The sequence below is a fragment of the Enterococcus sp. CR-Ec1 genome, assembly GCF_002850555.1.
Taxonomy (GTDB): Bacteria; Bacillota; Bacilli; order Lactobacillales; family Enterococcaceae; genus Enterococcus_D; species Enterococcus_D entomosocium.
The window spans coordinates 532,740-551,347 of record NZ_CP025223.1; the positions used below are offsets into that span (position 1 = coordinate 532,740).

Annotated in this window: 18 protein-coding genes; 16 read left to right on the plus strand and 2 right to left on the minus strand. The window is 44.9% G+C overall.

Going from position 1 to position 18,608, the window contains the following annotated elements; all coding sequences use genetic code 11:
- Window positions 1-96: 96 nt before the first annotated feature.
- Window positions 97-1,932 carry a DUF2264 domain-containing protein gene (locus CXM95_RS02560; RefSeq protein ID WP_101698809.1) on the minus strand — a complete coding sequence of 612 codons (1,836 nt, stop codon included), beginning with the start codon at window positions 1,930-1,932 and terminating at the stop codon, window positions 97-99.
- A 169-nt stretch (window positions 1,933-2,101) separates the two neighbouring features.
- Here CXM95_RS02560 and CXM95_RS02565 point away from each other — a divergent pair, with 169 nt between their 5' ends.
- Both CXM95_RS02565 and CXM95_RS02570 read left to right on the plus strand, forming a co-directional pair.
- A complete protein-coding gene (locus CXM95_RS02565) occupies window positions 2,102-2,950 on the plus strand; it encodes a hypothetical protein (protein ID WP_101698810.1) in 849 nt (282 codons plus the stop codon).
- Window positions 2,947-4,614, plus strand: coding sequence for a heparinase II/III family protein (locus tag CXM95_RS02570; RefSeq protein ID WP_101698811.1), 1,668 nt, complete (start codon window positions 2,947-2,949; stop codon window positions 4,612-4,614). Before CXM95_RS02565 ends, CXM95_RS02570 begins: the two co-directional genes overlap by 4 nt.
- Before the next feature lie 59 nt (window positions 4,615-4,673).
- On the opposite strand, the gene CXM95_RS02575 is transcribed toward CXM95_RS02570, so the two are convergent.
- Window positions 4,674-5,717 carry a LacI family DNA-binding transcriptional regulator gene (locus tag CXM95_RS02575; protein ID WP_005232137.1) on the minus strand — a complete coding sequence of 348 codons (1,044 nt, stop codon included), beginning with the start codon at window positions 5,715-5,717 and terminating at the stop codon, window positions 4,674-4,676.
- 177 nt (window positions 5,718-5,894) lie between these two features.
- On the opposite strand from CXM95_RS02575, the gene CXM95_RS02580 reads away from it, so the two are divergent.
- The 14 genes from CXM95_RS02580 (at window position 5,895) to sufU (ending at window position 18,583) form a co-directional block, all read left to right on the plus strand.
- Window positions 5,895-6,317: a hypothetical protein gene (locus tag CXM95_RS02580; RefSeq protein WP_074535302.1), complete on the plus strand. Its 423-nt coding sequence runs from the start codon at window positions 5,895-5,897 to the stop codon at window positions 6,315-6,317.
- On the plus strand, window positions 6,280-8,121 hold the full coding sequence (locus tag CXM95_RS02585; RefSeq protein ID WP_101698812.1) for a DUF2264 domain-containing protein: 1,842 nt from the start codon (window positions 6,280-6,282) through the stop codon (window positions 8,119-8,121). Before CXM95_RS02580 ends, CXM95_RS02585 begins: the two co-directional genes overlap by 38 nt.
- Entirely contained in the window at window positions 8,105-9,256 is a 1,152-nt protein-coding gene (locus tag CXM95_RS02590; RefSeq protein ID WP_074535300.1) for a glycoside hydrolase family 88 protein, read from the plus strand. Before CXM95_RS02585 ends, CXM95_RS02590 begins: the two co-directional genes overlap by 17 nt.
- Before the next feature lie 45 nt (window positions 9,257-9,301).
- Window positions 9,302-10,573 (plus strand): ABC transporter substrate-binding protein, encoded by a 1,272-nt coding sequence (locus CXM95_RS02595; RefSeq protein ID WP_101698813.1) that lies wholly within the window; start codon window positions 9,302-9,304, stop codon window positions 10,571-10,573.
- Window positions 10,574-10,659: 86 nt separating this feature from the next.
- Window positions 10,660-11,562 (plus strand): carbohydrate ABC transporter permease, encoded by a 903-nt coding sequence (locus CXM95_RS02600; protein WP_005232126.1) that lies wholly within the window; start codon window positions 10,660-10,662, stop codon window positions 11,560-11,562.
- A 13-nt stretch (window positions 11,563-11,575) separates the two neighbouring features.
- Window positions 11,576-12,448, plus strand: a complete 873-nt coding sequence (locus CXM95_RS02605; RefSeq protein ID WP_101698814.1) for a carbohydrate ABC transporter permease — start codon at window positions 11,576-11,578, stop codon at window positions 12,446-12,448.
- 11 nt (window positions 12,449-12,459) lie between these two features.
- On the plus strand, window positions 12,460-13,116 hold the full coding sequence (locus tag CXM95_RS02610) for a DUF624 domain-containing protein (RefSeq protein ID WP_101698815.1): 657 nt from the start codon (window positions 12,460-12,462) through the stop codon (window positions 13,114-13,116).
- A 61-nt stretch (window positions 13,117-13,177) separates the two neighbouring features.
- Window positions 13,178-13,720 (plus strand): GNAT family N-acetyltransferase, encoded by a 543-nt coding sequence (locus CXM95_RS02615; protein WP_101698816.1) that lies wholly within the window; start codon window positions 13,178-13,180, stop codon window positions 13,718-13,720.
- Between the two features lie 186 nt (window positions 13,721-13,906).
- Window positions 13,907-14,131: a type II toxin-antitoxin system PemI/MazE family antitoxin gene (gene mazE, locus CXM95_RS02620; protein WP_233499125.1), complete on the plus strand. Its 225-nt coding sequence runs from the start codon at window positions 13,907-13,909 to the stop codon at window positions 14,129-14,131.
- Window positions 14,124-14,474: a type II toxin-antitoxin system PemK/MazF family toxin gene (locus tag CXM95_RS02625; protein WP_005232114.1), complete on the plus strand. Its 351-nt coding sequence runs from the start codon at window positions 14,124-14,126 to the stop codon at window positions 14,472-14,474. Before mazE ends, CXM95_RS02625 begins: the two co-directional genes overlap by 8 nt.
- A 304-nt stretch (window positions 14,475-14,778) precedes the next feature.
- Window positions 14,779-15,552, plus strand: coding sequence for a Fe-S cluster assembly ATPase SufC (sufC, locus tag CXM95_RS02630; RefSeq protein WP_005232112.1), 774 nt, complete (start codon window positions 14,779-14,781; stop codon window positions 15,550-15,552).
- A gap of 13 nt (window positions 15,553-15,565) precedes the next feature.
- A complete protein-coding gene (sufD, locus tag CXM95_RS02635; RefSeq protein ID WP_005232110.1) occupies window positions 15,566-16,870 on the plus strand; it encodes a Fe-S cluster assembly protein SufD in 1,305 nt (434 codons plus the stop codon).
- The gene (locus tag CXM95_RS02640) at window positions 16,867-18,111 is read left to right on the plus strand and encodes a cysteine desulfurase (protein ID WP_005232108.1); all 1,245 of its coding nucleotides are present in this window, start codon (window positions 16,867-16,869) and stop codon (window positions 18,109-18,111) included. Before sufD ends, CXM95_RS02640 begins: the two co-directional genes overlap by 4 nt.
- Entirely contained in the window at window positions 18,089-18,583 is a 495-nt protein-coding gene (gene sufU / locus CXM95_RS02645) for a Fe-S cluster assembly sulfur transfer protein SufU (RefSeq protein WP_005232105.1), read from the plus strand. Before CXM95_RS02640 ends, sufU begins: the two co-directional genes overlap by 23 nt.
- Window positions 18,584-18,608: the final 25 nt, after the last annotated feature.

The window sequence follows — 18,608 nt, forward strand, 5'->3', positions numbered from 1 at the left end:
CTGAAATCGAACTTCTGGGGGGACATTCTTCAATCCCGTAAATCAGAAAGGTGTTTTCGGTAGCTTTTCTACTAGCATTTGCCAGTAATTTTTTTGCTAGTAGCTAAGCTGAATGGTTTTTCTCTGATCCCCTTGGCTCATTGCTACTTTGTCCGCTGTGATAGTGACATCAAAAGATGGAATCTGATCAGAAAAGGCATTGCCTAAACACGCAACGAGCCATTCCTGTTGTCCGGCGAGAACGGTTTTGCTTATTTGAGGGATGACTGTTCGACTATAAAGTAGATTCGTGTTGGGTTCTGGCATCAAGAGGGTACCTTCTTGATGCGTCGGGAAGCTTTTGATACCGACACAGCCAACCGAGCTTTGATAAAAGGTGCCTTCTTTGCTAGAAAGCGCAGCACCATCAGCTGGTGCTGCAAAGCTGCCATTGACCAGTTGCAACCTTCGATCCGTTTGAATCCGATGGTAACGCAGATGCCAAGGATACATCGGAATCACAAAGGTTTCGATGACGATCTGCTCGTAGGGGCGCCAGCGACTATAGACGTAGTCATCTTCAATCGCAAAGGCTTCGTAACCAAAAGCTGTTTTAAAATCCGTCTGCCCCTCTGAGATCGCCAATGTATTATCATAGGCACCTTGTTTCAATAAAACGGTTGCTTTCGGTACGCTAAACCCAAACGTTGTCGAATAGACAAACTTTTCGTATTTGGCATTGCCGTGAGCATGTTCGTGGGAATGTTGCCCCGCAGTGAAAGCTTGCAATTCTGTGCCTTCTTGGTTATGCACCAAAAGCATCCGACTATGCGGATTGCGCACCGTTGTGGCAAAGGTTGGCACCTGCTCCTCAAGCGTCCAAAATTCAGCATCCGCTGGGATGGCCAATACACAGAAATTTTTGAAAGCCCAATAAGGCGATCCGGGTGCGTTATAGCCTTCAGCCATATTTAGGTTGGGGTAGGCATAGCCAATACTTAAAAAGCCTTCTTGCGTAAAGATTGGTTGGCGAAACCAGTAACGCATGTTTTGTAACAGTAAATATTTTCCTTCATTTTTTGTGAAGCCTTCATATTCTATATCGGCGAAAGCACCGACAGCAAAGAAACTTGATTGTGCAAACCGATACGTTAGACTACGACCAAAAGGCAATGCCGCACCGGTTTTCGTGAACCACTGCTTAAAGGATTGCGCAAACGTAGCGGCTCTTTGACAGTAGCTAAACTGATAAGGGCATTGGGAACGACAAGTAAGAACACTGTAAAGGAGTCCGTAATATTGCATCCCAAAAGGAATATAATAGTCGATTTGGTTTTCATAGCCATCAAAATACCAGCCGTCTGCTAAGTAATACCTCTCGATCTCTTCTTGATCAGCCAAAAGGGTTGTTTCTACAAAAGGCAATGCTGCCATTTCAAAGAAGGTATTAACTAAAATCCGAAAGAAGAGCCAATTGGTTTTAGGGATCGTGTGCTGATTGATCTGATTGAGCCAATTAAAGAGATTTGTTTGCTCTCTTGGTGTGAGGAGATCCCAAAAGACGGGTTTGGTAAAAATCAAATAGCTAGCAAGGGCACCCATTTCCACAAACAATTGGTCGTAGTCATGCAGTTTTCCCCAGTACTCCTGAGAGGTCGGGGTGGTGCCTGCAACGATCCCGGCATTGGCTTGTTGAAAAAGTTTTGGGTAACGAAGGCACGCTTCTTCTTGGCTGAACAATGGGCCCAATCCCCAGAGTGTCCGTAAAAAGCCTTCGACGTCACTCTTTTCCTGGGTGTACACTGCTCCTGAATTTCCTAGGTGGACCCTCCCGGGAGTTCCTTGTCGTGCCATACATTCGTATACGGGAGTGACCAGATCAACAAGGGCCTCTTCTAGATCGGTTTTGGTTCGAAGAGGGTTCTTACTTAATGCTTCTTGGAAGTTTCTCATGTAAACAGCTCCTTTTATTTGTTATTTTACTTTATTTAGTAAAATAAAGAAATGGGAACTGTTACATTTCTCGATTTTAAGTAAAAAAATAGTAAAAAATCGCTGGAACCAGTTACATTTTTTTGTCGACATCGCTATAATGGAGAAAATACGAGAGGAGCTACATGCAATGACCCAGATTTCCTTAACGATTTATGACCAAAAGCATCAAGTAAAAAAAGGCAAACGAACACCTGAAAGTGAACCTACCCTTCTGCAAGCGACGGCGGAAGACTTTGTCACGTTGGCATCCCAAGCGTATTGTTACGAGGACGGAGATAAAATCGTTGTCTCGCTCTCACGCAGTGGACAATTTGTGTGGGTCACACTAGATGAAACGCTGGCGACTACTTTGGTGTACATCAAAGGCAACGAGTGGATCTACCCCGTACATCTTAGTGAAAATGCCAAAGAAGCCGCGCCAGAAGGCCGTTTTGCTGGGAAAAGCCATTATTTGAGTGTGCGGGTAGCAACAAAAGAAGAACTAGCGGCTTACCGCAATGTCGCCTTAAACCCTCATGATCAAAAAGAATTCTTGGGTGCCTATCCGCATGCCCATGCCAATGTTGAAACAAGAGATGATGCGACGTTTTTCGCTTGTAACGCTATTGATGGCATTTTTGCCAATACGTCTCATGGCAATTATCCCTATGGCTCATGGGGGATCAATCAACAAGCAGATGCCGCTTTGACGATCGACTTTGGTCATGAGGTCCGCATCGACCAATGTGCGCTTACGTTACGGGCGGATTTTCCCCATGATAGCTATTGGCAACAAGTCACGTTGGCGTTTTCCGACGGGAGTCAAGAAATCTTGCAGACGGTCAAAAACAGCCAGCCTCAACGGTTTTCTTTCCAGCCGCGAACGGTCACTTGGGTGAAATTGCATGAGCTGATCCAAAATGACGATCCCTCACCATTTCCAGCGTTGACCCAAATCGAAGTCTTCGGACGCTCCATTCAGGAGGAAAACGCGTGAATCCAGCAGATGTAAAAGAAGAAATTTTACAGGCGGCACAGGCGTACCTTGACACTGGTGAGATTCCCTATTTGCCTTATCAAGGCTATCAAGAGTATCTCGAATCGGGGAATCGTGTTGCCTTCGAATCCCATTATTTTGCCCGCCGACGGATGTTGGTGGTTTTAGGACTTGCTTATGAAATGGAGCGTAAGGCAGCGATCAAAGTGCTGTTGGAGCAAGTGATTTGGGAAATCTGCAATGAATATACATGGTGTCTGCCAGCGCATCTGCCGATTGTCGATGGCCAGTTTTCTTCGCAAGCGCGCCACACAGTCGATCTTTTTGCAGCTGAAACTGGGCAATCCTTAGCAGAGTTGTTTATGTTGGTTGGGGGAGACCTTTCACCAGTCATCACAGAACGAGTGTTGTATGAGATCGATCAACGGCTTTTTTTACCCTTCGAGGAGCAAACCTGGGAATGGGAGACAAAAGAGAACAATTGGTCCGCAGTTATTGGTGGCTGTCTTGGAATGACGGCGCTCTATGTATTGCCGAAAAAAAGCGAGCGACAATTGCGGATGATCAAACGATTGGATACTGCAATGCAAAGCTATCTCAACAGCTTTGGCGAAGATGGTGCTTGTGTAGAAGGCGTCGGATACTGGGCGTATGGGTTTGGTTATTTTCTGTATTATGCACAATTGTTGGCAGAAGTATTGCAAGAAGATACCTACCTAAAGCAGCCTAAAACCAGAAAAATTGCTGCTTTTCCTTACTACACGATGATTTCTCTAGGGCATTACATTCCTTTTTCTGATTATTCGGCGATCGAACTGCCTAGTGGCTTGGTCAGTTATTGCTACGAGCATTTGGGCGTGGCGGTTCCCCAATTATCGGGGGTCAGTCCGTTAGGTTTTGATCCTTGCTACCGGTTTGCCCACAGCTATCGAAATTTGTATTGGCATAACGAAGCGATCACACGTGAAACGAATGCCTCGTTTCATCACTATTTTGAACAAGCGCAGTGGTTCATGGCAAAAGATGTGCAACAGGATCTTTTTTTTGCTGCCAAAGGGGGGAGCAATCAAGAAAGCCACAATCATCTTGATGTCGGTCATTTTGTCTTAGGAACGACGGAGGAGTTGTTTCTGACGGACCTTGGTGCAGGGGAGTACACCAAAGAGTATTTTGACGAGAACACGCGCTATCACTACTTTCCCGCAGCCGCAATCAGTCATTCGCTGCCAATCATCAACCAGCACACCCAACGCCCAACAGCCGAGGAAGCAACGGTGCTGCAGGTCAATGACCAGCAATTTGACTTAGACCTCAGTGCGTTCTATCCGAAAGCAGCGGTCACTGAATACCAGCGGCGCTTCGTTGTCTCGCAGCAACAAGTAACGATCGAAGACCATTTTGTCTTTGACGAGCACCAACCAAAGAATCTGGTGGTGGAAAACTTTATTACGAACATACCACCAATGGTGCAAGATAAGACCGTTCAACTAATGACAAAAAAAGCACGCTGTGTTCTTCGTTTTACCAGTGATAAGATCCAAATACAGTCAGTCACTTATCAAGACCACCATGGTGTACAGGCACAAGCGTATTTGATCCAAGCCGAATACGCGCTTGAGCAGACAGGGGAAATCAAAACGACCATTAAAATAAAAAAAGGGTGAGAAGGATGCGGTGCTTCCTTGCAATGACGTTGATCAATGCAAGAAGACACCGCAGCTTCTCAGCCTTCTTTTGGTTTTGCGGTAGATTGACGAATCACCAGCTGTGTACTTAAAAAGATGCGTCTGGCGATCCCAGGATTTTCGATGCGGTTATAGAGTAGCTCTAACCCCGTTTCACCCATCTCTTCAGTAAATGCTTGGACTGAAGAAAGGGGTGGAGAGACATAGCGGGACACCGAAATATCGTTGATGCCCATAACACTGATGTCTTCAGGAATCTTGATTCCATGAGCCGTTAGCGTATGAATGACCCCGATTGCAAAGGCATCATTGGCTGCCAAAATCGCAGTCGGCAAGCGGTCTTGCCACAAAGCCAAAGCCTGCTCCGTTAATTCTTCCCCCGTTTGGACATCCAACCGACTATTTTCTTTCACGATGAAATAATCCTCATCAAACAGCTGATAATGCTGCATCATATCGACATAGGTGTTGACCGTTGGCGTTTTGTACCGCCGATACCCATACATATTTTGACTTTCCTCGGCGCCGATAAAGGCGATTTTTTGATGACCAAGTCCCATCAAGTGAGAAAGAGCCAACTCCGTTGCTTGCGTAAAATCGGTATTGACAGAATCGTAGTCATCCAGCGGAAAGTTACTGCCAATCACACAGAGGTTGGGGTGTAGCTCATGGAGCTTCTTGACCCGCTCTTCTGTAAACTTGCCGATTGCCAGTAAGCCGTCGACGGACTGGATCACTGACTCGTCAAGGTTGGAGATTTTTAACAGATCGCAACCCAGTTCGGCGGCGCGTTTTTCCACACCCAAACGAATCGACATATAGTAAATGTCTTCCAATTCTTCATCATCCATCCGCCACTGAACGATCCCGATCGATTTGTTGTGTTTTTTTGGTACATCCACTGGTAGTTCACGCTGCTTTTGCTTGTTTTTGTATTTCGTATAATTTAGTTTTTCAGCTGCCTCGAAAATCTTTCGTTTGGTTTCTTCGGTCACTGAAAGACTAGGATCGTAGTTCAGAACCCGTGATACGGTTGATATTGATACCTCAGCTATGGTCGCTATGTCGGTAATCGTAGCCATAGAATCCCTCCTCCAATGCTTCTCCTCTTCAGTATATTTCTTTTTAGTAAAAAAACCAAGAGAGAAATTGCCCTCAAGTAAAAATTTTACTTTTTTTAGGAAAAACTATTGATTATTTTCCTAAAAAAAAGTATGATTTGAAATGAAGAAAGCGTTTTAAAAATGAGGGTGGCATGAATGAAGTGGATTAATTCGTTATTTATCCTGGGTCTACTTATGGGGTTGACTGCTTGTTCTCCAAATGAAGCAACGCAGACGCAAGCATTTTCCCAAAGCAGCGAAAAGCAATTAAAAGAACGAGCGCTTTGTTATTCTGACGAAGATTTTTCGCAAGGTGTCGTCCCGTTGCATGAATTCGTGAAGCTATCTGGCACCATCGTAAAGAGTGATGCGAAAACAGCAGACATTGAGAAAGGGGATCGATTTATTCTAGAAACAGCGGCTGGACAGTACCAAGTATTCAATGAACAAAGTCAACAACTGAAACTGCAAGATGTGGTGACGGTCTACGGAGAATATTATGGTTTTATTAAAGCGACATTGATTGAAAGGAAGGATGCGGATGCAATCACAGAAGCTGCAGCAATTGAAAAAGAATAAATTTGAAAGTTATGAAGATGTAGCAGCCGGCTTCAAAACGATCATGGATCAACTCAAACCCGCTTTTGCAAGCAGTCGTCCTGGTCATTTGGCTTTAGGCAGCCATGGGACTGTCTATGAGAAAGAGGTACAGGAACTTGAAGCGTTCTTGCGACCGCTTTGGGGACTCGCGCCTTATCTAACCCAGCAAGAAGATTCATTCATGGAAACCTATCTCTCAGGAATTATTGCGGGTACCGATCCAGAGAGTCCCGATTATTGGGGTGTTGTGGAAGACTTCGACCAACGAATCGTGGAAATGGCTTCGCTAAGTACCTTTTTACTATTAAACAAGGAAAAAACGTGGGATGTTTTATCCCAACGCCAAAAAGATAATCTCCATGCGTGGTTGATCCAAGTCAATCAACGAGAAATTCCCGCAAACAATTGGCATTTCTTTCGGGTTCTCGTCAATGTAGCCATGAAGCGTTGTGGCAGCAGCTTTTCCCAAGAAAAGATCGATGCTGACTTGGCATTGATCGAGACCTTTTATTTAGGGGAAGGATGGTACTGTGACGGAGTAGCCACTCAAATCGATTACTATGTATCTTTTGCGATCCACTACTATAGTCTTCTGTACTGTCGATTTGTCCCTGAGGATCTTGAAAGGGGAAGGAAGTTCAAACAACGAGCCACCGAGTTTGCTCAAACCTTCAAGCATTGGTTTGCAGCAGGTGGAGCTGCCGTTCCTTTTGGTCGAAGTTTGACGTATCGCTTTGCGCAAGTTTCTTTCTTCAGCGCATTGGTTTTTGCGGATGTTGAAGCATTGCCATGGGGAGAGATCAAAGGGTTGATCAGTCGTCACCTGCATCAGTGGATGCAGCAAGACATTTTTACTTCCGAAGGGATACTGACGGTCGGCTATTCGTACCAGAATCTGATCTTTGCCGAAGGCTACAATGCACCAGGTTCACCTTATTGGGCGTTAAAAACCTTTCTTTTGTTAGCGGTACCAAAGGAGCATCCCTATTGGCAAGCCACCCCAACGCCATTAGTGATCACTGAAAGAACACTGGCTCATCCCATCAGTAAGAACTTTTATCAACACAATCAAGACTTGACGCATGCCTTGATGTTTCCTGCAGGACAATGTATCAACTATCAAAGTCATGCCAGCAGCAAATATAGCAAATTTGTCTACTCAACGACGTTTGGCAATAGCGTGCCCAAGAGCAATTATTGGTTTTATGAAGGAAATTATGACAACACATTGGCTTTATCAGAAGATGACCATTACTTTCGCACCAAAGGATTGGATCGCCAGTATCAGCTTTTACCTGATCGGATCATTCATGAATGGAATCCATGGGAAGACGTCCAGATAAAAACAACAATCATTCCACTGATAGGCAGTCACCTTCGCATTCATGAGATCAATTCTCAGCGCGCCCTTTCTTTCTATGAGGGTGGGTTTTCATCACCGAAAGAGGCAACTGCCATCACTGAAAAAACCACAAGCAGCGCTGCGGTACGAACATCGATCGGCTATTCGAAAATCGAGGCAATCGCTGGCTATGAAACGAGCGATGTCTTACGAACGGAGCCAAATACGAACCTCTTGTATCCTGCAACGTGGCTGCCGTATCTAACTGCTCAACGACAAGCAGGAAAGCACCTGTTCGTTTCCCTCGTCACCGGCTTGCTTCCACAAGAACAAGAACAAGCAGTGACCGTCGAAGTGACAACAAACAACATTACGATCAATCAATCCGGACATATGATCCAGGTTGAGCGAATAGGAGGAAAAAATGGAAACCAGCTATGACGTACAGCTATCACAATGGGTAGCCGAGCAAATCGACTTCACCGTTAATCAAGTAAGAAAGAATACTAAGACCTTTGACACGTTGGTCCCACCTGCAGCAAGTGAACAGCTTGTCTATCGACCAGAAGCCAACCATGATTGGACGGCGAGTTTTTGGACTGGCATGTTGTTTTTGAGTAAAGAACTGACGGGATCAACAGAATTTGATGAAACCATCGAAAAACAACTGCACTCTTTCCAAGAACGATTGGACCAAAGAATTGGACTAGAAACCCATGATATCGGGTTTTTGTATAGTTTGACTGCGATTGCCGACTATCGAGTGAACGGACGGGAATCTTCGAAAAAACTCGCGATTGCCGCCGCCGATCTATTGATGGTCCGTTACTCACCCAAAGCCCAGATCATTCAAGCGTGGGGCAATCTCGATGATCCGCAACAACGGGGGCGCATCATTATTGATTGCTTGATGAATTTGCCGCTATTGTATTTTGCTTCCCAAATGACGGGGGATGAATCCTACAAACAAGCAGCCTATGCTCATGCCAAGCAGACCCAGAAATACATCGTGCGAGACAACGCCACGACGTATCACACCTATTACTTCGACGTTGAAACTGGAGCGGCGATCGGCGGCAATACCCAACAAGGCTATGCCGATGATTCCTGCTGGGCGAGAGGGCAAGCGTGGGGAATCTACGGATTTACGCTGAGTTACCTTTACACCGGTGATACCAGTTTCTTGAAGACTGCTCAAGACCTTGCGGATTACTTTATTGCTGAATTACCGGCGGACAAGGTCAGTTATTGGGATTTAGTGTTTAACGATGGTAGTCAAGAAGAAAGGGATAGTTCGGCCGCCGCCATCGCAGTCTGTGGCTTGCTAGAACTGGCGAAACATTTACCGATCACGCAGCCAAACCAAGCCGCCTATCAGGAAAACGCCTTGGCGATCTTGGCGTCGTTAGCCCAAAACTATACAACGATCGACCATCCCGAATCAAACGGACTTTTGATGCATGGGGTTTATGACAAGAATTCCCTCAAAGGGGTCGATGAATGCATGATCTGGGGCGATTATTATTACATGGAAGCGCTGATGCGGGTGTCACAAAGTTGGTATTCCTATTGGTAGTTTTAGGGGCGACCCTTTAAAAAAATGTTTAATGGAGGAATGAACATGCACTTTTTGAAAAAAGGTTTATTAGCAGCAACGATGTTTGGGACGATCGCAGCTTTGGCAGCCTGTGGAGGCGGAGCGACAGATGATTCCGCTGCTTCTGAAGATGGCGATATCAAATTGACCGTAACCACTTGGAATTACGATACGACACCTGAATTCGAAAAACTATTCCGTGCCTTTGAAGAAGCGAATCCGGGCATTACCGTTGAGCCTGTCGATATTGCTTCAGATGATTATGATACCAAACTGACGACCATGCTCTCTTCCGGAGATACGACAGATATTTTGACCATGAAAAATTTACTTTCTTACTCTAATTATGCGTTGCGGGACCAATTGGTGGATCTCACCGACCATATCGGATCATTGGATATTGCCCCAGCGCAAGAAAGCTATGACATGTATGACGTAGAAGGCAAAACCTATGCACAACCGTATCGGACGGATTTTTGGGTCTTATATTATAACAAAAAAATGTTCGATGAAGCAGGCTTAGACTACCCATCGAACATCACCTGGGACGAATATGAGGAGCTTGCCAAGCAGCTAACAAAACCAGACGAACAAATTTATGGTGCGTATCAACACACATGGCGTTCTACTACTCAAGCGATTGCAGCTGCTCAAAATGGTGTCAATTTGATCGATCCTCAATACGACTACTTAGAAGAATATTATGATCGTGCATTGCGGATGCAAGACGATAAAGCACAAATGGACTTTGGGACAGCAAAATCAACGAAAGTTACGTATCAATCACAATTTGAAAATGAAAAAGCAGCCATGATGTACATGGGAACTTGGTATATGGGTGCATTGATGACCAATATCGACGATGGCAAGACAGATGTCGAGTGGGGCATTGCGGAAATGCCGCAAAATGAAAAAGGGGAAGTAACGACATTTGGTTCTCCGACTGCTTTTGCCATCAATAAAAATTCAAAACATCAAGAAGCTGCGCAAAAATTCTTAGACTTTTGTTCCGGTGAAGAAGGCGCCAAAGTATTAGCAGAAGTCGGTGTCGTTCCTTCGTATAAGACTGATGCCATTGATGAACTTTACTTCTCCCGTGAAGGCATGCCCGCCGATGAAGTATCGAAAAAAGCCTTCAATCCAGAAACCGTCGCGATCGAGTTTCCTGTCGATGAAAATGGACCAGCGATCGACAAAATCTTGCAAGAAGAACATGACTTGATCCTTGTAGGGGATGAAACACCAAAAGAAGGCATTGCGAATATGGAAAAAAGGGTGAAATCTGAAACCGAATAGTCCTAACGAGAGAAGGGACTTGGGCAAAAAAGTTCCTTCTCTTTATTAATGAAAGGGGGCCTGCTGGCAAGCAGCAGGAGACAAATATGGAAATAACCTCAAAATCAAAAGCAGCCAATAAGTTGAAACGCAAAAATACGCTAACCGCGCTGTCTTTTATTGCACCGAACTTTATCGGCTTTTTCTTATTTACCTTAGTGCCAGTTGTGTTCTCATTGATTCTGGCTTTCATGGAATGGGATTCCTTTAGTTCGCCTGAATTTGTGGGAATGAAAAATTTCAGCAAAATGCTAGGGGACGACACCTTTTGGATCTCGTTAAAGAACACCTTTCTCTATACGATTGGCGTCGTTCCATTAACGTTAGTATGTTCCTTAGGCTTAGCGATTTTATTGAATAAAAAAGTACGTGGAATGAAGTTTTTCCGTACTGCCTTCTTCTTTCCTTATGTCACCTCGTTAGTTGCGATCGCTGTCGTGTGGAACATGTTGTTTCACCCAACGATGGGACCAATCAATCAGTTTTTGAAATTTTTTATTGAAAATCCTCCTGGTTGGACCTCCAGCTCTGATTGGGCTTTGACGGCGATCATCATAGTCAGCGTCTGGCGTGGCATGGGGTATTACATGATCTTATACTTGGCAGGGCTACAAAGTGTGCCAAAGGAATTGTATGAAGCGGCTTCGATCGATGGGGCCAACAAGTGGCAGCAGTTTCGCAACGTGACGTTGCCGTCCTTACGACCAACGACCTTCTTTGTTTCGATCATGCTGGTCATAAACTGTTTCAAGATCTTCGATTTGGTCCAAGTCATGACTGCCGGCGGACCCGGTCGAGCCACCAATGTCTTGGTGTATCAAATTTACAACGAAGCGTTTGTGAAATTTAATTTTGGTTACGCGTCTGCGATCGCCATGGTCTTGTTTGTGATCGTTTTGGGCATCACGGTGATCCAGTTTAAGTGGAACCAAAGACAAGAACGGGTGTAAGGAGGGAGTACAGATGGAAAATACACTGAGTAAAAAGAATGTTCAAGCCAAACCAAAACAAAAAGCCAAGCTGTCGATCGGCAGTGTCTCCTTGATTCTCTTATTAACATTTCTCGCGTTAGTGACACTGATCCCGTTTCTTTGGATGATCTCTGCTTCTTTTAAGACCAATAACGATGTTTTTAGCGTACCGATCCAATGGATTCCAAAAAGTTGGCACCCAGAAAACTATACGGTGATCTGGGATCGCATACCTTTGCTGACTTTTTTCAAGAACACAGCATTTTTGAGCGTCATCATTACCTTGATCCAACTGTTTACCTCTAGCTTTGCGGCTTATGGGTTTTCGAAGATGCATTTCAAAGGACGCGACCTGTTGTTTTTGACATACATCGGTACGATTGCGATTCCTTGGCAATCCTATATGATTCCTCAGTTCATCATGATGCGCCAGTTCGGGCTGACAGACACGCTTTGGTCTTTGGTCCTCTTACAAGCCTTCAGTGCCTTTGGGGTCTTTTTGTTGAAACAATACTATAGTAGTATTCCTGACTCATTGTGTGAAAGTGCGCGGATCGACGGCTTGAGTGAGTGGGGGATCTATCGAAAAATCATTCTACCACTGACGAAGCCCGCTTTAGCGAGTCTGACCATCATCACCTTCGTCAATACATGGAATGATTATATGGGACCATTTATCTACCTTTCCTCAACCGAAAACAAAACCATTCAGTTAGGGTTGAAAATGTTTGTCGGCTTATATGATGCCGAGTATGCCCTGATCATGGCAGCATCTGTGGTCTCCATTTTGCCAGTGGCGATCGTCTTTTTAGCAATGCAAAAATACTTCGTAGAAGGAATCGCTACTTCGGGAATGAAAAATTGAGGTGATCAATCATGTTTACCAAACCTACCTTTGAAAACAATCTTTACATGCGGATCTTCCGCTGGCTATATATTGGCTTTGCCCTGAATATCAGTTTTTGGGTCGTGAATACACCCTACACCCTCACGGCAATGTTCTTGGCAGTCGATCCTAGAAACCTCCTTTGGTTTGCATTGGCACTCTTGCTGATTGGTCCAAGCATGATCAGCCTCCTGGCTGCGATCGATCGCTTTGCAGAACACAAAGACATCGATCCAGTAAAAGATTTCTGCTACTTTTTACGAACCTTTGCCGTGCGCGGGTTTCTCTATTGGCTCATCGGCTGGCTGGGAAGTGTCATTGCGATCGTGGATATTCTGTTTGCGGTTCAATTTGAAAGTGGTAAATGGCTCGTTCCTTTCTTTCTTTTGTTAGGGATGCTTTCCATAGCTCTTAGTATCAACGCGTGGTACTTCCAAGTGCGTAATCCAAAAGCCGCTAAGAAAGATGTCCTGCGTACCGCACTTTTTTTCACTTTGAAAAAATGGCCTGTTAGTTTGTTAGCAACCTGTTTGTTTGTTGCCGTTTTTGTCGCCTTGATTTTGAAGCCGCAATTTGGCTTTACTCTTTTTCCAGTCCTTTTTTTCGGACTCCTTTATTTAAATTTACGGAAATTTCAGATAAAATAGAAAGAAAGTCGTCTACGAATAAAGGAGACGACTTTTTTTAGGAGAAAGGGGGGGGATGAAGATGGCAGAAACAGTCACACTTCAACCGATTACGGAAGAAATGATTGCTGAACTTTGGTCGATCAGCTATGGGCCTAAGGCAGATTTAGAATGGAAAAAATGGGACGGACCGTATTTCCAAGACCCCGTGTTGACGTGGGAAGAATTTCGAACGGGGTTTGGCGCTAGCTGTATCGATAATCCGTTACGTAAAACGATCAGCTATCAAGGTAGAATCGTAGGAATCGCGACCGCTTATTGGGAAGACAATACCTTGCAGCAGTGGTTGGAATTCGGGATAGCCATCTATGATGCTTCCCTTTGGAATCAAGGCATTGGCAGCCAAGCAATTCGCCAGTGGATCAATGAGTTGTTTGAATCACAGCTTCATATCCAGCGAGTCGGGTACACCACGTGGTCCGGTAATCACCGCATGATGAAACTAGGAGAAAAGCTAGGGATGACCAAAGAAGCCCAAATCCGCAAAGTCCGTTTCTGGGAAGGCACCTATTATGATTCCATCAAGTATGGCATCTTGCGAGAAGAATGGGCACAGCAGAAGTGAAGGTAGGGGATACGAAATTTTTTCGTGTCCTCTTTCGTTGTTGATGATTGATCAGATGCATTTTGCGTATAGTAAAGTACCTAGTAAAAAAAGGGCTGCTCTCCTAGCTGTATTTTGTAATTACAGTAATTACGTGGTAAAATAGACTATATATGTTATGAAGGAAAGGTGATTGTTTTGGATACAGTGAAAACAAGAAAGCAAGGAAATGCGGTAATGGTCACGCTAGCAAGTAAGTTTGAGATTCCTGCTGGTAAGACCTACTTTATCAGCAAAGAAGACGATGGTACGATTTCCTTGATTCCTAAGATCGATGATTATTTTTTAGCTGCGAAAGAGAAAGAATTTGTTGATGAAGAAGATATGCTAGCTGCTGATTTTATTGTTGAAGGCAGGCTGCTTGATGAATAGGCTCGAACAAGGGACTCTTGTATTTATTGATTTTGATCCCTCGAAAGGGAGTGAAATCAAAAAGCGCAGGCCTGCTTTAGTCATCAGCAGGGATGAGTACAGTTACACCTCAAATTTGATCATTGTTTGTCCAATAACGAGTACAGATCGGAAGCGTCCTTACTTTGTCGATATTCAACACGACAAATTGAAACCTGGGAGTAAAGTAAATACAAAGCAAGTTTATACGCTAGATTATTCCGAGCGTGGCGGTAGAAAGATTGAAATTTTAGGGAAACTATCAAAAAAAGAACTGATTAACGTTGCACAGCATTTTATGATGAACTTTAATTTTCCATTATAGTTAAAAAACAGCAGGATGGAAAAAGTGAAGGACCCTCACAAAAAACGAGTGAGGGTCCTTCACTTTGATTTCCTAAGAATACAAGGTTTCAACAATAGAGAAAAGAAGATAGTTGAAAGATAAAAGTAAAATTTCAAAAATAGTCGACTTTCTGAACAATAACCATGTACTATCTCTATGTAATACTTTATAATAATTCCAATGTACAGATTAGAAATATTTTAAAAAAGTCGGGAATAGCGTTTGAAGTTCATTCTCAATTAGTCTAAAATAGTGAGAAAGAAAAGATACTGGAGGGAAAGAAATGTCAGTTTTAGAAATCAAAAATCTACACGTCCAAATCGAAGATAAAAAGATCTTAAAAGGCGTTGACTTAGTGTTAAAAACTGGAGAGATCCATGCCATCATGGGACCAAACGGTACAGGGAAATCAACCTTGTCCGCTGCCATCATGGGCAACCCGAATTATGAAGTGACAGAAGGAGAAATTTTGTTCGACGGCGAAAACGTCTTGGAAATGGAAGTGGATGAGCGAGCTCGCTTAGGTTTGTTCTTGGCGATGCAATACCCAAGTGAAATTCCAGGCATCACCAATGCAGAATTCATGCGGGCAGCGATCAATGCCAAACGTGACGAAGACGACAAAATCTCTGTCATGGATTTCTTGAAAAAATTAGATGAAAAAATGGATTTATTGAATATGCCCGAAGAAATGGCGGAACGCTATCTGAATGAAGGCTTCTCTGGTGGAGAAAAGAAACGAAATGAAATCTTGCAATTGTTGATGCTAGATCCAACCTTTGCGATTTTGGATGAGATCGACTCTGGTCTAGATATCGATGCCTTGAAAGTCGTAGCAAAAGGCGTCAATGAAATGCGGGGCGAAGGCTTTGGCGCTTTGATCATCACCCATTACCAACGTCTGTTAAACTACATCACACCAGACGTGGTTCATATCATGATGGAAGGCCGTGTCGTGATGACCGGTTCGGCAGACTTAGCCAAACGCCTAGAAGCAGAAGGCTATGCTGGGATCAGTAAAGAGTTAGGGATCGACTACAAAGAAGAAGAAGCGTAAGGAGGCAAGGTAAATGGCAAAATTACAGGATTATCTTGAACAAGTCAACGTTTTTTCAGCGTTAAAAGAAGAGCCTGAATGGATGTTGGAATTACGCCAAGCAGCCCTTGCGAAAGTGGATGAACTTGCGTTTCCAAAAATCGAGCGGGTGCGTTACGAGCGTTGGCCATTGTTCAATATCGACGAACAAGCACTTGCTGGTGAGTACGCTTTGTCAGAAGAAGAAGTGGCAGGCGCAGTTCCCGCCTTTGACGCGATGGATAACCATCCGACCCTCGTTCAGTTCGATGACACCACGATCTTTGAGCAATTACCGCAAGAGTTGATCGACAAAGGCGTGATCTTTACCGACTTGTTTACAGCAATGAAAGAAGTACCAGAGTTGGTCAATCAATACTACATGACCAAAGCAGTGCCAATGGACGAAGACAAAATGACCGCAGCACATGCGGCGTTTATGAATAGCGGCATGTTCTTGTATGTACCAAAAAACGTGGTGATCGAAGAACCCCTTGAAGCGATTTTCTACCACAATGGCAATAGCCAAGCGCATTTCTTCAAACACATTTTGATCGTTGCTGATGAGCACAGTGAGTTCAGCTACTTGGAACGTTTCCAAACCAAAGGCGAACAAGCGAAAAAACTGTCAGGCAATATCGTAGTGGAAGTAATTGCCAAAGCAGGCGCGAAGGTCAAATTCTCTGCGATTGATCAGTTAGGTGTCAACATTACTACGTACATGAATCGTCGCGGCTACGTATTACGAGATGCGATGGTAGATTGGGCGATCGGAGTCATGAATGAAGGCGACGTCGTGGCAGACTTTGATTCTGATCTTGTAGGCGAAGGCGCGCATTCGGAAGTCAAAGCGGTCGCAATCAGTGCTGGACGCCAAACACAAGGGATCGATACCCGCGTAACCAACAAAGCACCGCATTCCATTGGTCATATCCTGCAACACGGCGTTATCAGAGAACGCGGCGTCTTAACCTTTAACGGTATCGGACACATTTTAAAAGGAGCCAAAGGGGCGGACGCGCAACAAGAAAGCCGAGTCTTAATGCTTTCTGACCAGGCTCGTGGCGATGCTAACCCAATCCTTTTGATCGATGAGCACGAAGTAACAGCCGGACACGCAGCCAGTGTGGGACGGGTCGATCCAGAAGAAATGTACTACTTGATGAGTCGTGGGTTGCGCAAAGCAGAAGCGGAACGTTTGGTGATTCGTGGTTTCTTAGGATCCGTCTTGACCGCGATCCCAGTCAAAGAAGTGCAACAAGAATTGGTTGCCGTTATCGAAGGGAAGTTGCTCGCATGATCGATGCCCAAAAAGTGAAACAAGCGTTTCCCATCTTGGATCAGCTCGTAAATGACGAACCATTGATCTACCTCGACAATGCCGCCACTACGCAAAAGCCAGAGGCGGTGCTGCAGGCGATCACCGATTATTACCATCAAGACAATGCCAACGTTCATCGTGGGGTCCATACCCTCGCAGAACGGGCGACCCATTCCTATGAAGGCGCACGAGAAAAAGTTCGCCGTTTTATCCATGCGAATGAAACGGCGGAAGTGCTGTTTACTCGAGGGACGACCACTGGTTTAAATTGGGTCTCCCGCAGCTACGGCGACCGTTTTGTCAATAAAGGCGATGAAATCGTGATTTCTTATATGGAACATCACTCCAATATCATCCCTTGGCAGCAATTAGCTGCTCGGAAAAAAGCTACCTTGAAATATATCCAGTTGACACCAGAAGGCACCTTGGACATGGAAGATGCCAAGAAACAGATCACAGACAAAACCGCCATCGTTTCGATCGCGCACGTTTCCAATGTTTTAGGCGTGATCAATCCGATTGCAGAGCTAACCAAATTGGCGCATCAGCACCAAGCCGTCATGGTGGTGGATGGTGCTCAGGCTGTTCCACATATGGCAGTTGATGTCCAAGCACTGGATTGTGATTTCTATGCCTTTTCTGGCCATAAAATGTGCGGACCAACTGGCATCGGTGTCTTATACGGCAAACGGCAATGGCTGGATCAAATGGAGCCCGTCGAATTTGGCGGTGAAATGATCGATTTTGTCCATCTGCAAGAAAGCACGTGGAAAGAACTGCCGTGGAAATTTGAAGCGGGCACACCAAATATTGCCGGCGCGATCGGCTTAGGTGCAGCGGTCGATTACTTAACAGAAATCGGCTTAGAAAACATCCACGCCCATGAAGCAGACTTAGCTGCCTACGTTTTGCCCAAACTGCAAGCCATTGAAGGTTTGACCATCTATGGTCCCCAAGAAGCAGCAAAACGCACGGGAGTGATCGCCTTTAATCTAGCAGGCATCCATCCTCATGATGTTGCCACCGCTTTAGACATGGAAGGCATCGCGGTACGGGCAGGTCATCATTGTGCCCAACCCCTCTTGACCTATTTGCAAGTCCCAGCGACTGCACGGGCCAGCTTTTACCTGTATAATACAAGAGAGGACGCCGATCGACTGGTTGACGCCATCAAGCTGACGAAGGAGTTTTTCCAACATGGCACTAACGAAATTAGATAATTTGTATCGACAAGTCATTCTAGATCATTCTAGCCACCCACATCATCGGGGCACCTTGGATGATTCAACGTACAAAGTCGAATTGAATAACCCTACCTGCGGCGACGTGATCCACTTGGAGCTCGCTGTCGAAGGAGACACTATCAAAGACATCGCCTTTACTGGCGAAGGCTGTTCCATCAGTACCGCCAGTGCATCCATGATGGGAGATGCGATTATCGGTAAGACACTAGCAGAAGCTGGTGAACTATCAGGCTTATTTTCTGAGCTCGTTCAAGGAAACGACATTCCCCAAAGCGATCGCTTAGGAGATGCTTCCATGCTTGGGGGTGTGGCGAAGTTTCCTGCACGCATCAAGTGTGCGACCTTAGCTTGGAAAGCATTAGAAAAAGCCATTGCTGCCGACAGTACACAAGCATCTGTCAGTCACAGCCACGCCAATGAATCTGACACTGAAGAAACCAGCGAATAGACAACCGCACTACAAAAGGAGTGAG